The sequence below is a fragment of the Snodgrassella sp. B3088 genome, from assembly GCF_026535815.1.
In the GTDB taxonomy this organism is placed as follows: Bacteria; Pseudomonadota; Gammaproteobacteria; order Burkholderiales; family Neisseriaceae; genus Snodgrassella; species Snodgrassella alvi_E.
On the sequence record NZ_JAFNPG010000038.1, the window covers coordinates 59,261 to 79,370 of the forward strand.

Annotated in this window: 17 protein-coding genes; 5 read left to right on the forward strand and 12 right to left on the reverse strand. The window is 43.0% G+C overall.

Features of this window, described 5'->3' with window-relative positions:
- Nucleotides 1-29: 29 nt before the first annotated feature.
- From nuoF to J3U75_RS10720, 6 genes are read right to left on the reverse strand one after another with little or no spacing between them, the layout of a single operon-like run.
- Entirely contained in the window at nt 30-1,325 is a 1,296-nt protein-coding gene (nuoF, locus tag J3U75_RS10695; protein ID WP_267392088.1) for an NADH-quinone oxidoreductase subunit NuoF, read from the reverse strand.
- Nucleotides 1,325-1,798 (reverse strand): NADH-quinone oxidoreductase subunit NuoE, encoded by a 474-nt coding sequence (nuoE, locus tag J3U75_RS10700; RefSeq protein ID WP_100141445.1) that lies wholly within the window; start codon nt 1,796-1,798, stop codon nt 1,325-1,327. The genes nuoF and nuoE overlap by 1 nt, the downstream gene beginning before the upstream one ends.
- Nucleotides 1,798-3,051 carry an NADH-quinone oxidoreductase subunit D gene (locus J3U75_RS10705; RefSeq protein ID WP_100151420.1) on the reverse strand — a complete coding sequence of 418 codons (1,254 nt, stop codon included), beginning with the start codon at nt 3,049-3,051 and terminating at the stop codon, nt 1,798-1,800. Before J3U75_RS10705 ends, nuoE begins: the two co-directional genes overlap by 1 nt.
- Complete coding sequence (locus J3U75_RS10710) at nt 3,044-3,631, reverse strand: NADH-quinone oxidoreductase subunit C (RefSeq protein WP_267392090.1); 588 nt, start codon at nt 3,629-3,631, stop codon at nt 3,044-3,046. The genes J3U75_RS10705 and J3U75_RS10710 overlap by 8 nt, the downstream gene beginning before the upstream one ends.
- 13 nt (nt 3,632-3,644) lie before the next feature.
- Nucleotides 3,645-4,124, reverse strand: a complete 480-nt coding sequence (locus J3U75_RS10715; protein WP_037407271.1) for a NuoB/complex I 20 kDa subunit family protein — start codon at nt 4,122-4,124, stop codon at nt 3,645-3,647.
- Entirely contained in the window at nt 4,115-4,471 is a 357-nt protein-coding gene (locus J3U75_RS10720) for an NADH-quinone oxidoreductase subunit A (protein WP_267392091.1), read from the reverse strand. Before J3U75_RS10720 ends, J3U75_RS10715 begins: the two co-directional genes overlap by 10 nt.
- A 475-nt stretch (nt 4,472-4,946) precedes the next feature.
- Between J3U75_RS10720 and J3U75_RS10725 the strand changes: the two genes are divergently transcribed.
- The gene (locus J3U75_RS10725) at nt 4,947-5,213 is read left to right on the forward strand and encodes a chorismate mutase (RefSeq protein WP_218965379.1); all 267 of its coding nucleotides are present in this window, start codon (nt 4,947-4,949) and stop codon (nt 5,211-5,213) included.
- Nucleotides 5,214-5,256: 43 nt separating this feature from the next.
- On the opposite strand, the gene murJ is transcribed toward J3U75_RS10725, so the two are convergent.
- Nucleotides 5,257-6,795, reverse strand: coding sequence for a murein biosynthesis integral membrane protein MurJ (murJ, locus tag J3U75_RS10730; protein WP_267392093.1), 1,539 nt, complete (start codon nt 6,793-6,795; stop codon nt 5,257-5,259).
- Between the two features lie 236 nt (nt 6,796-7,031).
- Here murJ and asd point away from each other — a divergent pair, with 236 nt between their 5' ends.
- The gene (asd, locus tag J3U75_RS10735; protein ID WP_267392094.1) at nt 7,032-8,147 is read left to right on the forward strand and encodes an aspartate-semialdehyde dehydrogenase; all 1,116 of its coding nucleotides are present in this window, start codon (nt 7,032-7,034) and stop codon (nt 8,145-8,147) included.
- A 199-nt stretch (nt 8,148-8,346) separates the two neighbouring features.
- Here asd and J3U75_RS10740 read toward each other — a convergent pair whose 3' ends face one another.
- On the reverse strand, nt 8,347-9,735 hold the full coding sequence (locus tag J3U75_RS10740; RefSeq protein WP_267392095.1) for an L-cystine transporter: 1,389 nt from the start codon (nt 9,733-9,735) through the stop codon (nt 8,347-8,349).
- Between the two features lie 272 nt (nt 9,736-10,007).
- On the opposite strand from J3U75_RS10740, the gene thrB reads away from it, so the two are divergent.
- A complete protein-coding gene (gene thrB, locus J3U75_RS10745; protein WP_100141452.1) occupies nt 10,008-10,928 on the forward strand; it encodes a homoserine kinase in 921 nt (306 codons plus the stop codon).
- Between the two features lie 705 nt (nt 10,929-11,633).
- A complete protein-coding gene (locus J3U75_RS10750) occupies nt 11,634-14,015 on the forward strand; it encodes a glucose/quinate/shikimate family membrane-bound PQQ-dependent dehydrogenase (protein WP_267392097.1) in 2,382 nt (793 codons plus the stop codon).
- A 108-nt stretch (nt 14,016-14,123) separates the two neighbouring features.
- On the opposite strand, the gene leuS is transcribed toward J3U75_RS10750, so the two are convergent.
- The 4 genes from leuS to J3U75_RS10770 all read right to left on the reverse strand — a co-directional run bounded on the left by leuS (nt 14,124) and on the right by J3U75_RS10770 (nt 19,540).
- Nucleotides 14,124-16,763 carry a leucine--tRNA ligase gene (gene leuS, locus J3U75_RS10755; protein ID WP_267392100.1) on the reverse strand — a complete coding sequence of 880 codons (2,640 nt, stop codon included), beginning with the start codon at nt 16,761-16,763 and terminating at the stop codon, nt 14,124-14,126.
- Nucleotides 16,764-17,107: 344 nt separating this feature from the next.
- Nucleotides 17,108-18,865: a phosphoenolpyruvate--protein phosphotransferase gene (ptsP, locus tag J3U75_RS10760; RefSeq protein ID WP_267392098.1), complete on the reverse strand. Its 1,758-nt coding sequence runs from the start codon at nt 18,863-18,865 to the stop codon at nt 17,108-17,110.
- Entirely contained in the window at nt 18,865-19,134 is a 270-nt protein-coding gene (locus J3U75_RS10765) for an HPr family phosphocarrier protein (RefSeq protein ID WP_100141455.1), read from the reverse strand. Before J3U75_RS10765 ends, ptsP begins: the two co-directional genes overlap by 1 nt.
- 1 nt (nt 19,135) lies before the next feature.
- The gene (locus tag J3U75_RS10770; protein WP_100141456.1) at nt 19,136-19,540 is read right to left on the reverse strand and encodes a PTS sugar transporter subunit IIA; all 405 of its coding nucleotides are present in this window, start codon (nt 19,538-19,540) and stop codon (nt 19,136-19,138) included.
- 327 nt (nt 19,541-19,867) lie between these two features.
- Between J3U75_RS10770 and J3U75_RS10775 the strand changes: the two genes are divergently transcribed.
- Nucleotides 19,868-20,110: tRNA (cytidine(34)-2'-O)-methyltransferase (locus tag J3U75_RS10775; RefSeq protein WP_323811369.1), on the forward strand; the 243-nt coding region annotated here is incomplete at its 3' end.

Here is a 20,110-nt window from a genome sequence, read left to right on the forward strand (position 1 = left end):
TTCGCAATCCTAACTAAGCAGATAGTGCCTTAGCACCAGCGATGTTCTTTCATGGGTTTGCCGTGTTCGATGTAGTGCTCAAACTCGGGGCGGAAATGCTTCATAAAGCCCTGAATCGGCATCACCGCCGCATCCGCCAACGCGCAGATTGTACGCCCCGAAATATTATTACCGAGTGATTCCAGCAAATCTAAATCCTCCGGCCGTCCTTTACCCGAGGTAATACGGTGGATAATGCGATACAGCCATCCTGTACCTTCACGACATGGGGTACACTGGCCGCATGATTCTTCAAAATAGAAGTAACTTAGCCGCTCCAATGCTTTAACCATACAGACATCTTCATCCATGACAATCACTGCACCGGATCCAAGCATAGAACCAGCTTTGGCAATGGCGTCATAATCCATCGTAATTTCCATCATGACATCAGCCGGCAGTACCGGTGCGGAGGAGCCACCGGGAATCACTGCTTTCAGCTTTTTGCCATTGCGCATGCCACCGCACATATCGAGTAAGTCTCTAAACGGTGTGCCCAGCGGTATTTCGTAGTTACCGGGGCGTTCTACATGGCCGGAAACTGAAAATAGCTTGGTACCGCCATTATTTGGAATACCCTTATCCGCAAATTGCTGGCCACCATCGCGAATAATAAACGGCACCGAAGAGAACGTTTCTGTGTTATTGACAGTAGTGGGCTTGCCATATAAGCCATAGGAAGCCGGAAATGGTGGTTTGAAGCGCGGCTGACCTTTTTTGCCTTCCAGTGACTCCAGCAGAGCGGTTTCTTCGCCGCAAATATAAGCACCATAGCCATGATGGGCATGTAACTCAAAGCTGAAATCACTGCCCAGAATATTTTGCCCGAGGAAACCAGCATCTCGCGCCTGCTGTAAAGCAGTTTCAAAGCGTAGATAGCTTTCGAAGATTTCGCCGTGAATATAGTTATAGCCGGTAGCCGCACCCATCGCATAACCACCAATAATCATGCCTTCAATCAGGGCATGAGGATTGTAATCAATGATATCCCGGTCTTTAAATGTACCGGGCTCACCTTCATCGGTATTGCAGACGATGTATTTGGTACCTGGAAACGAACGCGGCATGAAGCTCCATTTCAGTCCAGTCGGAAAGCCGGCGCCGCCACGTCCACGCAGGCCGGATGTTTTCAGCTCGGCTATCACATCGTCCTGCGGTATTTTGTCATGAATGATTTTTTTCAGTGCTTGATAGCCGCCGCGGGCTAAATAGGCTTCCAGCGTCCAGCATTCCGGATCAGTTGTATCAACCTGATTGAAAATTACGCCATTTTGGTACATTGCCATCAGTTCAACTCCGCCAGTTTCGCTTCGATGGCTTCTTCGCTCATAAAGCTACACATTTTATGATTGTTCACTAACAGCACCGGCGCATCACCACAGGCACCCATGCATTCGCCTTCTAAAAGTGTGTATTTGCCGTCAGCAGTGGTTTCGCCATAGCGAATACCAAGGCGCTTTTGTAGATATTCACCGGCATTGACACCACCACGCAACGCACAGGGAAGATTGGTACATACGGTGAGTTTATATTTACCTACCGGCTGGAGGTTATACATATTGTAAAAAGTAGCCACTTCTAATGCTTGTGCCGGCGGGATACCTATGTAGTCTGCTACTTCCTCGATGGTTTCTGGCTGTAACCAGCCCTTTTCTGTCTGTGCGATGCGCAGGGCTGACATAATGGCACTGCGACGCTGGTCGGCCGGATATTTGGCCAGTTCTGTATCAATCTGTTTTAAACTCTCAGCGGACAACATTATCTATCCACCTCCCCAAATACAATATCCTGAGTACCAATAATGGCGACCACGTCTGCAAGCATATGGCCGCGTGCCATTTCATCCATACCTTGTAAATGGGCAAAGCCCGGTGCACGGATTTTCATGCGATAAGGTTTGTTGGCACCATCTGAAATCAGATACACACCAAACTCCCCTTTCGGATGCTCAGTGGGCACATAAACTTCACCCTCCGGCACATGCATCCCTTCGGTAAACAGCTTGAAGTGGTGAATCAATTCTTCCATCCCGTCTTTCATAGCGGTACGATGTGGCGGCGCCACGGTATGGTCATCCGTAATCACCGGCCCGGGATTGGTTCTGAGCCAGTCAACACACTGGCGGATAATGCGGTTAGCTTGCCGCATTTCATGAATGCGACACAGATAGCGGTCGTAGCAGTCACCATTGATGCCGACCGGAATATCGAAATCCATGGCAGCATAGGCATCATAAGGCTGTTTCTTACGAATATCCCACTCTATACCGGAGCCACGGAGCATCACGCCGGTAAAACCTTTCTGCATGGCTCGCTCTGGTGAAACCACACCAATCCCGACAGTACGCTGTTTCCAGATACGATTATCTGTAAGGAGATTTTCATATTCATCCACGCAGGCAGGAAACCGATTAGTAAAGTCTTCAATGAAGTCTAGCAAGGTGCCTTCACGGCTAGCGTTGAGTTTTTGCAATACCTTGGCATTACGGTATTTGCTGGATTCATACTTAGGCATGAAATCCGGCAGATCACGGTAAACGCCGCCTGGACGGAAATAAGCAGCATGCATACGTGCACCGGATACCGCCTCGTAAATATCCATCAGGTCTTCACGTTCGCGGAATGCATACAGAAACACAGTCATGGCCCCGATATCCAGTGCATGCGAACCGATACCCATGAGATGGTTGAGGATTCGAGTAATTTCGGCAAACATCACGCGAATATATTGAGCGCGAATGGGTACATCAATATTCAGCAGACGTTCAACAGACAGGCAGTAGGCCTGTTCATTACACATCATGGATACATAATCCAGACGATCCATGTACGGCAATGCCTGAAGATAGGTACGTGATTCAGCTAATTTTTCCGTACCACGGTGTAATAGCCCGATATGTGGATCGGCACGAACGATATTTTCACCATCCATTTCCAGAATCAGGCGCAACACGCCATGTGCAGCCGGATGCTGCGGCCCGAAATTAATGGTGTAATTGCGTAATTTAGACACCGTACTGCTCCTCTCTCACCACGCGCGGCGTGACTTCACGCGGTTCAATCGTTACCGGCTGATAAATCACACGGCCTTCGGCCTCGTCATAGCGCATTTCCACATAGCCGGAAACCGGAAAATCTTTACGAAATGGGTGACCGACAAAGCCATAGTCAGTCAAAATACGGCGCAAGTCGGGATGGTTGTTAAACAGGATGCCGAACATATCAAACGCTTCGCGTTCATACCAGTTGGCACCGTTATAAATGTCCACAACAGAATCAACCGTAGGAAAATCTTCCTCCTCTGCCCATACACGCACGCGAACGCGCCAGTTATTGCTGATTGACAGTAAATGGCTTACAACGGCAAAACGTTTGCCTTCCCATGGTTCATTTTTGTAGCTCTGATAATCCACACCACATAAATCAATCAGAGTTTCGAATTTAAGTTCTTGGTGGTCTCGCAGGGTTTGCATCAGTTGATGATAATCTGCGGCGGCGCAATCCAGCGTCAGCTCACCGCGATCCAGACAGTAACGTACTTTATCGCCGAAAGTGGTTTCACACACGGCCTTCAGTATTGCTATATCTGCCATATTTTCCTCACTTTCAAACCCGCGCTATGGTAGCGGTACGCTTTATTTTCAGCTGCAATTGCAACAGACCATAAACAAGTGCTTCTGCTGTAGGCGGGCATCCAGGTACATACACATCGACCGGCACAATACGGTCGCAGCCGCGCACTACCGAATAGGAATAATGGTAATAACCGCCACCATTGGCGCAGGAACCCATTGACAATACCCAGCGCGGCTCTGCCATCTGGTCATAAACTCGGCGCAAGGCAGGCGCCATTTTGTTACATAAGGTACCGGCCACAATCATAAGGTCAGACTGGCGCGGCGACGGACGGAAAATAATGCCGAAGCGGTCCAGGTCATAACGGGCAGCACCGGCCTGCATCATCTCTACAGCACAACAGGCCAGCCCAAAAGTAGCCGGCCACAATGAACCGGTACGCACGTAGTTGAGTACGGTATCGGCAGTAGTTGTGACAAAACCTTTTTTTAAAACGCCTTCTATTCCCATTCCAGAGCGCCTTTTTTCCATTCATAAACAAAGCCGATAACCAGAATCAGCAAAAACACCATCATCGACCAGAAGCCATAGGCACCAAGCTCTTTAAACACCACGGCCCACGGCACCATAAAAGCCACTTCCAGATCAAAGAGGATGAATAAAATGGCCACCAGATAGTAGCGCACATCAAATTTCATACGTGCGTTTTCAAACGCTTCGAAACCGCACTCAAACGGTTCCTGCTTCATTTTATACGGGTGATTTGGTCCCAGTAACAGACCCAGAGAAATAAAAAGAACTCCGGCAGCAAAGCCAACCAGAACAAATATTAAGATGGGGAAATAATTCGCCAACATAATTGCGCCGACCTTATGCAAATATTGGTAAAATTGATGTATTGTAACTAATTTCGAACGTTATTAAAAGTACGTATTACATTAAACAGAAATAAAAAAATAATGTTTTCAATAATATAATGATAATTGTTATCATTAATATCTTCGAACAATCACTTGTTAATTTTCTATATTTTTTTCTGCTAGAGAAAACTAAATATCAATTATAAAATTTTTTATTAATCCCTGTTAGTTACAATTTTGCGCTATAAATATCACTTTTAGATAATTCAAACAACATAATTAAGAGGATTGAGAGTACGCCCTGCAGTTTAACTTGAATTAAATTCTTTTAATCGATATTTTTCATTTGTTAATCTTAACGTTTTTAACTATACATAACATCTTTACCAGCCTAAAATATAATTTCTTGATAAATAAATAACTTACAAATATGCCATATACTCCACACCGTTTGCCAGATGATTGCCGCAATATGAATGAAATCCGTAGCGAAATTGATAACATTGATTATGCGATCATTCAGTTATTGTCCATCCGTTTCGGTTATGTCAAAGCAGCCAGTAAATTTAAAAAAAATACTGCTGATGTTCAAGCCAGTGAACGTTTCAAAAGCATGCTTGAAAAACGCCAGCACTGGGCAGAAGAGCAAGGTCTTAACGGAGAGGTAATCAAAACGCTGTACTCTGATTTAGTTAAATATTTTATTGCCGAAGAATTGAAAGAATTTGAACGCAAGTAGTAAGCTTGCTTTACTCATCAAGAAAGCTAAAATATTAAGCTGTTTATTCTGCTTCGGCACGCCGGAAATCACGTATCCGGAAACCCAATGCGAAAAGAGCACCGAAGTACAAGACAATTCCGGCCGCAATCAAGGCACTTAGCTGACCTACTTTTATCAGTCCGCCACTATGCCAATTAAACGGCAAATAATGCTGCAAGAGCCATAGACCGCTTCCCATAATGATCAATGCCAGCACCAGTCGTACCAGAAAACGCATCCATCCTGCTGTGGGTGTATACAGTTTCTGCCGCCGTAACAGAATATACAACAGCCCAGCATTGATACAGGCACCTAAGCTGATGGCCAGAGCCAGACCAACATGATGCAGTTTCCACACAAACAATAGATTCATTAACTGCGTCATACATAAGGTGAAAATCGCGATTTTGACTGGCGTTTTTATGTTTTGACGCGCATAAAAACCTGGTGCCAATACCTTTATCAAAATCAGGCCAATTAGACCAACAGAATAGGCCACCAATGCGCCTTGTGTCATCAGTGCATCATATTCATTGAACTCTCGGTACATAAACAGCGTCGCTACCAATGGAAAGGACAAAACCGCCATACCCACAGCTGCCGGCAAAGTGAGCAGCATACATAGACGCAACCCCCAGTCGAGTAAAGCGGAAAAACTGGCAATGTCATTAGTGGCAGAATGCTTAGACAGAGTGGGCAGTAGAATTGTTCCCAGTGCTACGCCCAGTACACCCGTTGGCAACTCCATTAGGCGATCGGCGTAATACATCCACGATACTGAACCCGATTGCAGATAGGAAGCAAAGATGGTGTTAATCACTAAAGATATCTGCGCCACTGATACACCAAGAATGGCCGGTGCCATTTGCTTTAAAACACGGTTTACGGCCTTGTCCCTAAGTTTTAGCTTAGGCATGGCCAGAAAACCCAGCCTAAATAAATATGGCAATTGATACAGCAGCTGCAACAATCCTCCTACAAATACTGCCCATGCCAGAGCCAGTACCGGCGGATGAAAATATGGTGCCAGCCATAAAGCAAATACAATAAAGGAGACATTCAAAAATGTGGGGGTAAAAGCCGGCACACTGAACTGATGATAGGTATTGAGTACGCTGCCAACCAGTGAGGACAACGAAATCAAAAATATATACGGGAATGTGATCCGCAATAGCTGGACAGAAAGTGCAAATTTATCGGCATCTTGTTGAAAACCAGGCGCAGAAATATAAATTACCACCGGCGCAGCCAGAATCCCGATGGCAGTCACGATTATTAGTACAAACGACAGCAATCCAGCCACATGCTGCACAAAAGCCCGCGTTGCTTCTGGTGAACGCGTCTCGCGGTACTCAGCCAGTATCGGCACAAAGGCCTGTGAAAATGCGCCTTCGGCAAAAATACGCCGCAACAGATTGGGGAGTTTAAACGCCACAAAAAATGCATCTGTTGCCATGCCCGCACCAAAGCTGCGGGCTATTATGGTGTCGCGGATGAAACCTAGCACACGTGACAACATGGTCATGCTGCTGACTTTGGCCAGAGTACGCAGTAAATTCATCGATTGCACCAACTAAAAACAAAGGCGAAAGTGTACACCGGAATGGCTACTGATTCTATACGGCCAGAATTGAGCTCAAACGGATATCACCAATCTGCCAAAACGTGCTATTCAGCATCAAATACAATTCAAACAAAAATTAACAGTTTACAAATAGTCACGAATATGGTTATAAGAGTGAACGACTTCTGGTAACAGAGATTTTGATTCATTTAAAGTGACTTAAGGAGCACCCGGTGAAAGTAGGTTTTGTTGGCTGGCGCGGCATGGTGGGTTCGGTATTGATGCAGCGCATGCAGGAAGAAAATGATTTTCAGAACATTGCTGATGCGTATTTTTTCACGACGTCGGCTGCAGGTGCGGCAGCGCCGGATTTTGGTCAGACAGCTAAAACTTTGCTGGACGCGCATAATCTGGAAGCTCTGGCACAAATGGATATTATTGTTACCTGCCAAGGTGGTGATTATACAAAAGCTGTGCATCAGCCATTGCGTGAACAAGGCTGGCAGGGTTTCTGGATTGATGCTGCCTCTACCCTGCGTATGAGTGATAAAGCCGTTATTGTACTTGACCCGGTAAACCGTGCTGTAATTGATACTGCATTATCTAGTGGAATCAAAGATTTTGTAGGTGGTAATTGTACAGTATCACTGATGTTGATGGCTCTTGGCGGTCTGTTTGAGCAAGATTTAGTAGAATGGGCTACCAGCATGACCTATCAGGCAGCTTCCGGAGCTGGTGCTCAAAATATGCGCGAGCTGATCAGTGCCATGGGTGCAATTGAATCACAGGTTAGTACCGAACTAGCCGATCCGGCCAGTGCTATTCTGTCCATCGACCGCAAAGTAGCCGATTTTCTGCGCAGCGATGCTTATCCGCAGACACAATTTGGCGTACCGTTGGCCGGAAGCCTGATTCCATGGATTGATGCCGATCTGGGTAATGGCCAGTCAAAGGAAGAGTGGAAAGGTGCCGTGGAAACCAATAAGATTTTAGGTCGTAGTACCCAACCACTGGTAATTGATGGATTGTGCGTACGTGTGGGTGCCATGCGCTGCCACAGTCAGGCACTAACTATAAAACTGAAACAGGATTTACCGGTCTCTGAAATTGAACATATTTTGGCGTCAGCTAATGACTGGGTAAAAGTCGTGCCGAATGAAAAAAATGCCTCCATGCACGAGCTGACACCTGCGGCTGTTACCGGCACATTAACTGTACCTGTCGGACGTATTCGCAAAATGGGTATGGGCGGTGATTACATTAGTGCATTTACCGTTGGCGACCAGCTTTTATGGGGTGCCGCAGAACCCATCCGGCGCATGTTGCAAATTGTTCTACACAGCAGATAAATATTCAGTAGCAAGTTGGATAATATTTACTTGTGCTGTATTCATAACAGGTTGATTTATATATAATTAACCTGTTTTTTCTGAATGCATTCATAATCGCAATCTGTTCAGATCAATGCGAGAGCATCAATATAAATTCAGCCAGTCCGTATTAAAAGACTGGCTGAAATTCAACGTAGTTTTAGTTCACTCAAAACGATTATGGTGTAAGCTCATCATGTTCGCTACTATTTAGTATGGCTTGATCCGTTTGGTGTAGCCACTGGCTGGTTAAGGTACCGGCGGTCATGGCGCCACTAACATTTAATGCCGTGCGGCCCATATCAATTAAAGGTTCCACCGAAATTAGTAACGCAACTAATGTAATCGGCAAGCCCATTGCCGGTAATACAATCAAAGCAGCAAAAGTCGCACCACCACCCACCCCTGCTACCCCAACTGAGCTGATGGTTACTATTCCAACTAGGGAAGCTATCCACCAAGGGCCAAGCGGATTAATTCCTACTGTTGGTGCAACCATAGTAGCCAGCATGGCTGGATACAAGCCAGCACAGCCATTCTGCCCGATGGTTGCACCAAAAGAAGCAGCGAAACCAGCAATCGACTTTGGCACACCTAGGCGTTGTGTCTGTGCCTCGACATTTAGTGGAATAGAAGCAGCACTGGAGCGGCTAGTAAAGGCAAATGTCAGCACCGGCCAAACCTTCTGTAGATATTTTCTTGGATTGATACCAGAAACCCCTAGCAACAAACCATGTACCATAAACATTAATGCCAATCCCAAATAAGACACCAGTACAAAAGCCCCAAGCTTGATGATATCTTGTAAATTGGAAGCGGCCACTACTTTTGTCATTAACGCCAGCACGCCATAGGGAGTTAATAACATGACGATCCGAACCAGCTTCATAATCCAACTTTGCAACGTATCTATAGCCAGCAATACCCTTTCACCTTTAGCGGCATCATCTTTCAAAAGTTTCAATGCCGCTATACCTAAAAATGCAGCAAAAATCACAACACTGATAATAGATGTTGGATTTGCTCCAGTTAAATCAGCAAAGGGATTTTTCGGAATAAATGAAAGAAGCAGTTGTGGTACGGTTAAATCGGCTACCTTTCCAACATAATTTGTTTGAATTGCAATATAACGTGCAGTTTCAGCCTCACCCTGAATCAAGCCGTTTGCAGTCAATCCAAACAAGCTGGTAAGAAGAGTTCCTATTAGGGCCGCAATAGCCGTAGTCAGCAACAATACACCTATCGTCATCAGGCTGATTTTGCCCAGCTGTGTGACATTATGTAAACGCGCTACCGCACTCAGAATAGAAGCAAATACTAGCGGCATCACTACCATCTGTAAAAGCTGAACATAACCATTACCAATTACATTAATCCACTGCAATGAAACATCAACAGCTGGACTGGCTGTGCCGTATACAAGCTGTAGCCCCAGTCCGAATAAAATACCCAGAATCATACCCAGCAATACTTTTCTGGAAAGACTCCATTTGAAAAACTGCGTTCGACCAAGCACCCATAATAACAATGCGAACACTATCGTGTTCGCAAGCACGGATAAATTCATTTTATACTCCTGAACTGGCAAACCTTCAGCCAGCGTTTAATACATAGTGCTTATCAAGGATACGTAAATCTTCGAAGCTTGTGAAATAGCCCTTATGCATTCATTTATTCCTTTTTATTATATGTTAAAAGCATAATAACCACTGTATTAGTCCTGTTTTGCTGACTGAATACAAGATTTTTTTGTTATCATGCACACGTTTTGCTGAAATCACTTCTATTTTCTGTTTCAGCTTTTAATAATGTCTTTATCCTGTTTGATTGGTGATATCTATGTCTGTTTATACCAGTGTCAGCGATGATGAAATGCGCACGTTTCTGCGCGATTATCACTTGGGTCGATTTATTGGTTTGCAAGGTATCGCTCAAGGGGTAACCAACAGTAATTACTTCGTTACCACCACACAGGGACGTTATGTATTAACAGTATTTGAAGCCATGACACAAGCTGAACTGCCTTTTTTTCTGGATCTTACCCAGCATCTCAGTGCTCATGATGTTGCTTGTCCTGCTCCCATTGCCCGAATAGACGGCCGGTTGGATAGTACGCTTGCAAGCAAGCCAGCCTGTTTGGTTACTTGCTTGTCTGGCAAAGACACCAGTAGCCCTTCCGAACAGCAATGCTTCCATACAGGAGCCATGCTGGCGAAAATGCATTTGGCCGGAACTGAATTTCCACAAACAATGCCTAATCCACGCTACATAAGCTGGTGGCACGAAGCCAGCAATCGGCTCTTACCGTTTCTAAATGAAGAAGATAAGCATCTATTGCTAGAAGAAATTGCTTTTTTTGATACTCATAATCGTGCGGATTTACCAGAAGGCATTATCCATGCCGATCTATTCCGTGATAATGTTTTGTTGGACGGGGAGCAGGTAGCCGGATTTATTGATTTCTATTATGCATGTAATGGCAACTTCATGTACGACCTTGCTATTGCAGTAAACGATTGGGCTCGACGAGCAGACAATCATCTTGATCAGAATCTCCAGCAAGCTTTTTTCCGTGGATATGAAAGCATACGAACACTAACCACTGATGAAAAAGATTATTTCCCGATTGCACAACGGGCAGCATGTATCCGTTTCTGGGTTTCACGCCTGCTTGATTATCATTTTCCGCAAGTTGGCGAAATCACCTTCATCAAGGATCCAAATGTATTCCGTGATTTATTGCTAAGCCTGCGCCAATAATATATTTTATATGCCATCAGCAATAGAAGATATATTAATTTCAAACTTTTCAATAAAAGGCAAAGAATATATGGAAGAATTTTTTATCTTAAGAAAAGTTCATTTATTAAATAATTTATCAATCTAATAATTTATCAGCTTATTTAAAAAATAATTAACCATTCAATTTTTTGCTGCTTTTATTCAACGCTTATTTAAATGTTTTCTCTTGGTTTTTTGTTTCAAAATAATTAATAGTGAATTAAGCCAACCAGATAGCTTCAGCATTAACCAACCATTTTTATCAAAAACTTTGAATTTTTTGAAATAATTATATTAACAAAACTACATCTATTCGTATCGAAACTGTGCGATGACATCAGATAAAAACAAAATCAAGAATGTTCACATAAGAAAATATTATTGTTGCGCCCTAGAGATAATTAATACTACTGAAAGAATCTGTTCTGAATCATGATCAACCAGATTTTTGAAAAAAGAATTAACTTTTATACACCATCGTCAATAATATAATTTATTATCAATAAATCTGCTAAATTAGCTTTTGAATCGCTAAGACAATAATTTTTAGATGAATAGTATATAAAATCTTGAATATTAATTATTTAATATTCATATAGATAGTCATTTGCATAATTATTATTGCTGACTATAATGACTTTTATTAACCATAAGAATTTTATTAAAACAACATACAGAGGCATAATGAACACACATAAATCAAAGCGTTCCGTCGCCAAAATCATCACATCGATCATATTATGGCTAGCTACTCTTTATCTGCTTATAGGAGGAATTTGGTTAATTAGTCTGGGCGGTTCCGCTTATTATGCAATCCTAGCAATCGCACTTGGTTTGTTCACCGTTCTATATCAGCGTAATTGCAGCAATAGCCTGTGGTGGTTCGCGATAATCCTCATTGCCACACTTGATTGGGGATTATCGGAATCCGGTACAGACTTTTGGGCATTGGCACCACGTTTTGACATTCTGTTTATACTAGGTCTGTGGCTACTGTTACCATGGCCAACACGCCAATTAACTACAAAACGCAGTGGACAAGCCGCCATTGCCATTGGATTGATAGTTATTCTGGGTATCATGCTTTACAGCATTAATCATGACCCACAAGAAATCAACGGTACCATTTCGCGTGCCCAGCCAGCACCTGCAGTAGACCCAAATGGCGTTTCAGCAGAAGACTGGCCCGCCTATGGACGTACACAAGGCGGCACACGCTATTCCCCTTTAACTCAAATCAATACTAATAACGTTAATCAGCTTAAAGTAGCCTGGACCTATCACACCGGTGATTTCAAAACTAATAACGACTCAGCCGAAACAACTAATGAGCTGACACCAATTAAAATCGGTAACAAACTATTCATTTGTACACCACATCAGTTTCTGGATGCCCTCGATGCCACAACAGGTAAAAGGCTTTGGCGTTTTGATCCAAAGTTACGCAGCAATAAAACCTTTCAACATCTAACTTGCCGTGGTGTCAGCTATTACGACGCGACCAAAGCTAAGCAAAATGAAACCACTCCTTCTACTTTATGTCCACGAAAAGTCCTTTTGCCGGTTAATGATGGACGTTTAATTGCAGTTAATGCCGACAATGGACAAAAATGTCAGGACTTTGGCAATAACGGCGAAATCAACCTTCAAGCTAAAATGCCTTACGCATATTTAGGTGGCTACAATCCTACTTCACCGCCAGTAGTGACACCCAGCACTATTATCATTGGTGGGTCTGTTACTGATAATCTCTCCACAAAAGAGCCCTCTGGTGTCATCCGTGGTTATGATGCCAACAATGGCCATCTGAAATGGATATTTGATACTGGTGCACAAAATCCGAATGCTATGCCGGGTGAAAATACTACTTTTGTGCATAATTCTCCCAATGCATGGGCACCTCTAGCCTATGACCAGCAAAGGAATATTGTTTATGTACCTACTGGAGTAGGTACACCAGATATCTGGGGAGGAAATCGAGACAAACTCAAAGAACGGTATGCTAATTCCATCGTGGCACTAAATGCCTCCACCGGAAAACTTATTTGGCATTTTCAGACCACTCATCACGATTTATGGGATATGGATGTGCCAGCTCAACCATCATTAATGGATGTAACACTACCTTCAGGAAAACGAGTACCAGCCATTTATATTTTGACTAAAACTGGTAATATTTTTGTGCTTAATCGTGAAACTGGACAACCCATTGTTCCCATTACCGAAAAATCAGTACCACAAACCTTAAAACGTGGTAATCTGACTAAAGGCGAGCACTATGCAGCAACTCAGCCATTCTCAGCACTAAGCCTGACTCCACAGGGCAAACTCACAGATAAGGATATGTGGGGTGCAACCATGTTCGATCAGCTTGTCTGCCGAATTCAATTTAAACGTCTAAATTATGATGGCATTTATACGCCACCTTCTGAAAATGGCACGCTCGTATTTCCCGGAAATCTAGGTGTGTTTGAATGGGGTGGTATATCTGTGAATCAAGATCGTCAGATTGCACTAATGAATCCGATTGGACTACCTTTCATTTCTCGCCTGATACCAACCAATCCAAACAGAGCACAGCAAGAACAAGGTGCAGGCACAGAAAACGGTATGCAACCCATGTATGGGGTACCTTATGGAGTAGAAATCAATCCTTTCCTATCTCCGATTGGCTTACCCTGCAAACAACCAGCCTGGGGATTTGTTAGCGGCGTAGATTTACAAACTAATAAAGTAGTCTGGAAAAAACGTATCGGAACGATACGCGATAGCCTACCGAAACTGTTTGAACTGCCTCCGATGAAAATCGGTGTACCAGGGCTTGGCGGTTCAATATCTACTGCAGGTAATGTAATGTTTGTCAGTGCCACACAAGATGATTATCTGCGTGCCTTCGATACTAGTAATGGTCAATTATTATGGCAGGCACGCTTACCAGCAGGTGGTCAAGCAACACCTATGACCTATGCTGTTAATGGCAAACAATACGTTGTACAAATGGCCGGAGGTCATGGTTCATTTGGTACAAAAATGTGTGATACATTAATTGCCTACACCCTGCCATAAGTTTTAAAGAACACGGATAATCTGATTACTGACTGTTCATACTCAAATCAGACAAATATAAACAAAAAAGACATGTTAAAACATGTCTTTTTTTAGCCCTTACAAAATTCAGACGACGATATTAACCAAACGTTTTGGCACCACAATTACTTTTTTCGGCGTTCTTCCTTCAACAAAACGCTGTACAGATGGCTCAGCTAATGCCGCGGCCTGTGCTGCATCATTACTGATATCAGCTGCAACGGTAATCTGTCCACGCAGCTTACCATTTACCTGTACCATTAAGGTTATTTCATCTTGTACCAGTGCAGCTTCATCCACACGCGGCCATGCTGCTTCCCACAGCGTTTGCTGCGTAGACAACTCATTCCACAATGTTTCACATACATGAGGCACAATCGGCCACAGCAGGCGCAACACGGATTCCAACACCTCTTGAGCTACTGTACGTCCTAGCTCTGGACTGCAATCGGTACGATCATATTGATTAAGCAGTTCCATCACTGCAGCAATAGCGGTATTGAACTGCTGGCGACGGCCATAGTCATCGGTTACCTTGGCTATCGTGGTGTGTAATTTTAGACGCAATGCTTTCAGTTCAGCGGACAACCCATCCTGACTACCTGCAAATGCCTTTACACTGGTACCTTGCTGCAAATACTCATACACCGTACGCCATAAACGCCGTAGGAAGCGGTGTGCACCATCCACACCTGCATCAGACCATTCCAGCGATTGTTCTGGGGGTGCAGCAAACATCATGAATAAACGCGCTGTATCTGCACCATAACGGTCGATCAGCTCTTGGGGATCGACACCGTTATTTTTAGATTTAGACATTTTCTCAATGCCGCCAATACAAACAGGTTTGCCATCTGCTTTTAAAGTTGCCTCCAGTGGTCTACCCTTATCATCACGCTTCAAATCCACATCTTGAGGCGCAATCCATTCTTTACTACCATTCGCACCCTCACGGTAATAGGTTTCACAAACTACCATACCCTGAGTAAGCAGGCGTGCAAATGGTTCATCTACATTTAACAACCCTTCATCACGCATTAATTTAGTAAAGAAGCGCGCATATAACAAGTGCAAAATTGCATGTTCAATCCCACCAATATACTGGTCTGCATTCAACCAATAATTAGCCGCCTTTTTATCCACCATAGCTGTATCACATTGCGGCGAAGCATAACGTATCGCATACCAGCTGGATTCAACAAACGTATCCATCGTATCGGTCTCGCGACGAGCAGGCTTTCCACAGCACGGACAATTGGTTTCATAAAATTCCGGCATTCTGGTCAAAGGTGATCCAGCACCATCAGGAACAACATTTTCTGGTAATACTACAGGCAGCTGATCTTCCGGCACCGTAACATCACCACAATCATCACAATGAATAACCGGAATCGGACAGCCCCAGTAGCGCTGGCGAGAAATACCCCAGTCGCGCAGACGGTATTGCGTTTTCGGTGCACCAGCATTTTTCGCCTGCAAAATTTCACCTATACGTTCAAACGCTGCCTGAAAATCTAAGCCGTCCAATTCACCACTGTTAATACATTGCGTCTGCTCCTTACTGCCATACCATTCCTGCCAAGCTTGCGTATTGAATTCATCATCAGCCTGAGTAGAAGCAATTACCTGCTTAATCGGCAAGCGATACTTAGTGGCAAATTCAAAATCACGCTCATCATGAGCCGGAACTGCCATCACAGCACCATCACCGTAACCCCATAGCACATAATTAGCTACCCACACCGGCAGTACATCACCGTTCAGAGGATTAACAGCAAACCGACCTGTCGGCATACCTTTCTTTTCCATCGTAGCCATATCAGCTTCTGCAACTGAACCAGCCTTACACTCAGCAATAAACTGCTGTAAATCTGGATTATCAATAGCTGCTGCAGTGGCTAGAGGATGTTCTGCTGCTACCGCAATGTAAGTTGCACCCATCAGCGTATCTGGACGTGTAGTGTAGACCTGCACATAGTCAGCATAATCACCGCTCAAACCGGCCTTACTGTCATCAGCTAGCGCAAACCGAACCTGCATACCACGCGACTTTCCAATCCAATTGCGCTGCATGGTTTTAACCTGCTCAGGCCAATGCTCCAGTGTATCCAGCCCATTAAGCAGCTCTTCAGCATAATCCGTAATTTTAAAGTAGTACATCGGGATTTCGCGTTTTTCCACAATCGCACCAGAACGCCAACCACGCCCATCTACTACTTGTTCATTAGCCAATACAGTCTGATCTACCGGATCCCAGTTAACCGTACCATTTTTCTTATAAATAATGCCTTTTTGAAACAAACGCACAAACAGCCATTGTTCCCAGCGATAATACTCTGGCGTACATGTCGCAATTTCTCGACCCCAGTCAATCGCAAAGCCCAGACTTTGCAACTGTTTTTTCATATAAGCAATATTGTCATACGTCCATTGTGCGGGCGCCACTTGATGCTTCATTGCTGCATTTTCAGCCGGCAAGCCAAATGCATCCCACCCCATCGGCTGCATAACATTAAAACCATTAAGCAGACGATAACGGCTCAATACATCACCAATTGTGTAGTTACGCACATGTCCCATATGTAACTTACCAGAAGGATAAGGGAACATCGACAGACAATAATATTTGGGTTTTGGACTAAAATCTTCAGCGTTAAATAAACGGTATTCCTGCCAGCGTGCCTGCGCTGCGGGTTCAATTTTCTCAGGACAGTATTGTTCTTGCATCATGAATCATCAATTTATTGTATAAAAATAGACCGCTATTATAACAGCTTACTCCAGACACCAACTTGCAATTAATTACTTTAGTAAGATAGTAGATTCCTTCAACTCTTCGATATTGAAAACATACTATGTAATCAATCAATTTAAATAATATATTCACATTGCATATATTTATCTAAAAAAAACCACCGATACCAAGGGAGAGAATATCGGTGGACAATTTGCGGGAAAACACTACTTACTCAATACTGACTGTCAGGCAACAACAATATTGATAAAATAATTATATTAATCCGAGCATTAAACGCAGTTAATCTATGCTAAGTCAAACAAAAGAATTTGTTTTATTCCACAGAATCAGCCAATTCATGTGAAGAATTAAATTTTTTAAGCAATTTTAATGCCTTATCAGGATCATCATTGCGCAGAATTTTCTGCACCTCATTTTCTAGCATTAACAAATCACTTTGAATAATCTGATTTTTTACTGCTAGAATGTTATTCGCATTCATCGAAAAACGACGTAACCCCATCGCCATAAGCAGACGCGTATACTGGGCATCTCCAGCCATTTCTCCGCAAATCGACACTGGTTTATTTAACCGCACAGCAGTACGAATAACATGTAATAGCAGCTTAAGCACTGCAGGATGACCAGGCTGATATAAATAACTAACGCTTTCATCATTACGATCAGCAGCCAATGTATACTGAATCAAATCATTGGTACCCACAGACACAAAATCAATCAGTTTCAGAATAGAATTCACAGTTAAAGCAGCTGATGGTATTTCTATCATTGCGCCGACCTGAATTTTTTCATCAAACTTTTGAAAACGGTCATTTAACTGCTGTTTAGCAGTATTCAGATGAGTTAGGCATTGTTGAATTTCAGTGACTGACGAAATCATTGGCCACATCATGCGTACAGGACCGAGAACAGCAGCTCTCATAATAGCCCTCATCTGAGTACGAAACATCACAGGTTCTGCCAAACATAATCGAATTCCAGTCAAACCTAGGGCTGGATTCATCGTATGACTGGGTCCAAACCAACGCGGATTTTTATCAACTCCCAAATCAATAGTGCGTATAGTTAATGGTTTACCTTTCAGTTTTTTTACTACATCAGCATATTCTGTATATAACTCATCTTCTGTTGGTAATGCATCCCGATTCAGGTAAAAAAATTCACTGCGGTACAGCCCGATACCATCTACACCCAGATTATTTAATGATTTAATATCATTAACACTTTCAATATTGCCTAAAAGCTCTATATTGATGCCATCTAAGGTTGTTGCCGCCGTATTTTTTAATTTATTTAATTGCCGTTTTAGACTACGAAATTCGCGTAAACGTCGACGATATTCTTTTAAAATAACATCATCAGGCGCAATAATGACCACGCCCATTGAACCGTCAACTATTATCAATTCATCTTCATTAATTAACTCACGAGCATATCCAAGCGCAATTACCGATGGAATATCTAGACTACGCCCCAAAATAGCTGTGTGACTAGTTGGACCACCAGCATCTGTAACAAAAGCAGCAATACGGCTGTCTTTAAAAAATACGGTATCTGCCGGTGATAAATCATGTGCAACCAGAATCGTATCTTCTTCAAAGTCCTCGGCTTCCGTTACAACTTCTGTAGATAGTCCAATCAGATTTTTAAAAATACGCTCAACCACCTGCAACATATCTTGTTTACGCGCACGCAGATAATTATCTTCAATTGCATCAAACTGTTCAGCTAACTTATCTGTTTGTAACTTTAAAGCCCATTCAGCATTAATACACTTTTCTTTAATAATATCAATAGGCTCTCGAGACAGGCTGACATCTCCAAGCAGCATCAGATGCAAAGAAATAAACGCACCTAGTTCCGAAGGTGCATTTTGAGGAATATCGGTGCGTAGCTGTTCTAACTGACGGCGTGTCGTTTTAATAGCCTGCTCATAGCGGGCAATTTCTGCTGGAATTTCTTCAATGGATAAATCGCGATGAGGAACATCGTCCATCCCACGTACGACTAAATGAGCCCGTCCAATTGCGACTCCGGTTCCTACTGCCACACCATGCAGCACTATACACATTATTCGTCTTCACCAAAATAATTATTAATCAGTTCAACTAATGCCTGCATCGCCTGATTTTCATCTACTCCATCTGTTTCCAGCTCAATAACACTACCCTGCGCAGCTGCTAACATCATCAGACCCATAATACTTTTACCATTCACTCGCCGGCTTTTCCGTGTTACCCACACTTCACACTGAAAACTACTGGCCACCTGAGTAAACCTATTCGAAGCTCGTGCATGCAAACCTAGCTTATTAACAATTTCAATTTCCTTTTTTATCATGTTAGGGCTCATCCTGATTAGATATAGTCATAATACCGGCGATAGCAGCTGCTTTAACATCATCAGCAAATTTATGCACATCTTCTGCTTTAGTAAAATTTTGCAGTGCTTTGATTAACATAGGAGCATTCAAACCAGTAAGTAGAATAACATCTTCTCGCTGAATCAGCCGGCGTACCAAATTGCATGGCGTAGCTCCAAATATATCTGTTAAAATCAGTACACCATGGCCATAATCCAAAGCGGCCAGTTTCTCTACCACCTCTTTATGTATATTTTCTATTAAATCGCTGCTACGTACCCCGATTAATGAAACTTTTTCAGGTACAGATCCAAAAATATGCTGAATTAACTGCATATTTGCCTGTCCCACAGTCTCATGGGTTACAATCATCAAACCTATCATCGTATAACCTATTACAATTACAGCTCCAAGTGTACCGAATATTTCTCATAAACGAAAAATAATTGCACATGCTATCGCTGCCCAGTAAAAATAAGCTAAAACTCAACTGAATATCATTTTTTCGAAAACTTATCATACTTGTCTTATAGCAGAAAGAGAAATATTGAAAGAAAAAGATTCAGGTTTTAAGCTTTATCCACAAGATGTGTATTTTAGTCAAAATTCTTAATATACAACTGATATCAATTTTCAATGAAAAATTCTTAAGTTCTTGAAATGCTCAGTTTTTAATAATTTATTTTTTAATAAATCTTTTGGTCAAAATTATTGTTAAGATTTTTTGTATCATACTTATTTTTAGATATTTATGATTTCAAATCAAATTATCTAATCGAGACGTACGGCACACGCAACTACACAGGATTTGACTACAGCAACAGTAAGCAAGCAATCTATTTCCTCTTCGGCCGCGAAACCACCGGCCTGCCGCAGGAGTTCGCACAGGCCAGAGCAGATCACTGCCTGCGTATCCCTCAGACTTCCCATATCCGCTCATTGAATCTATCCAAC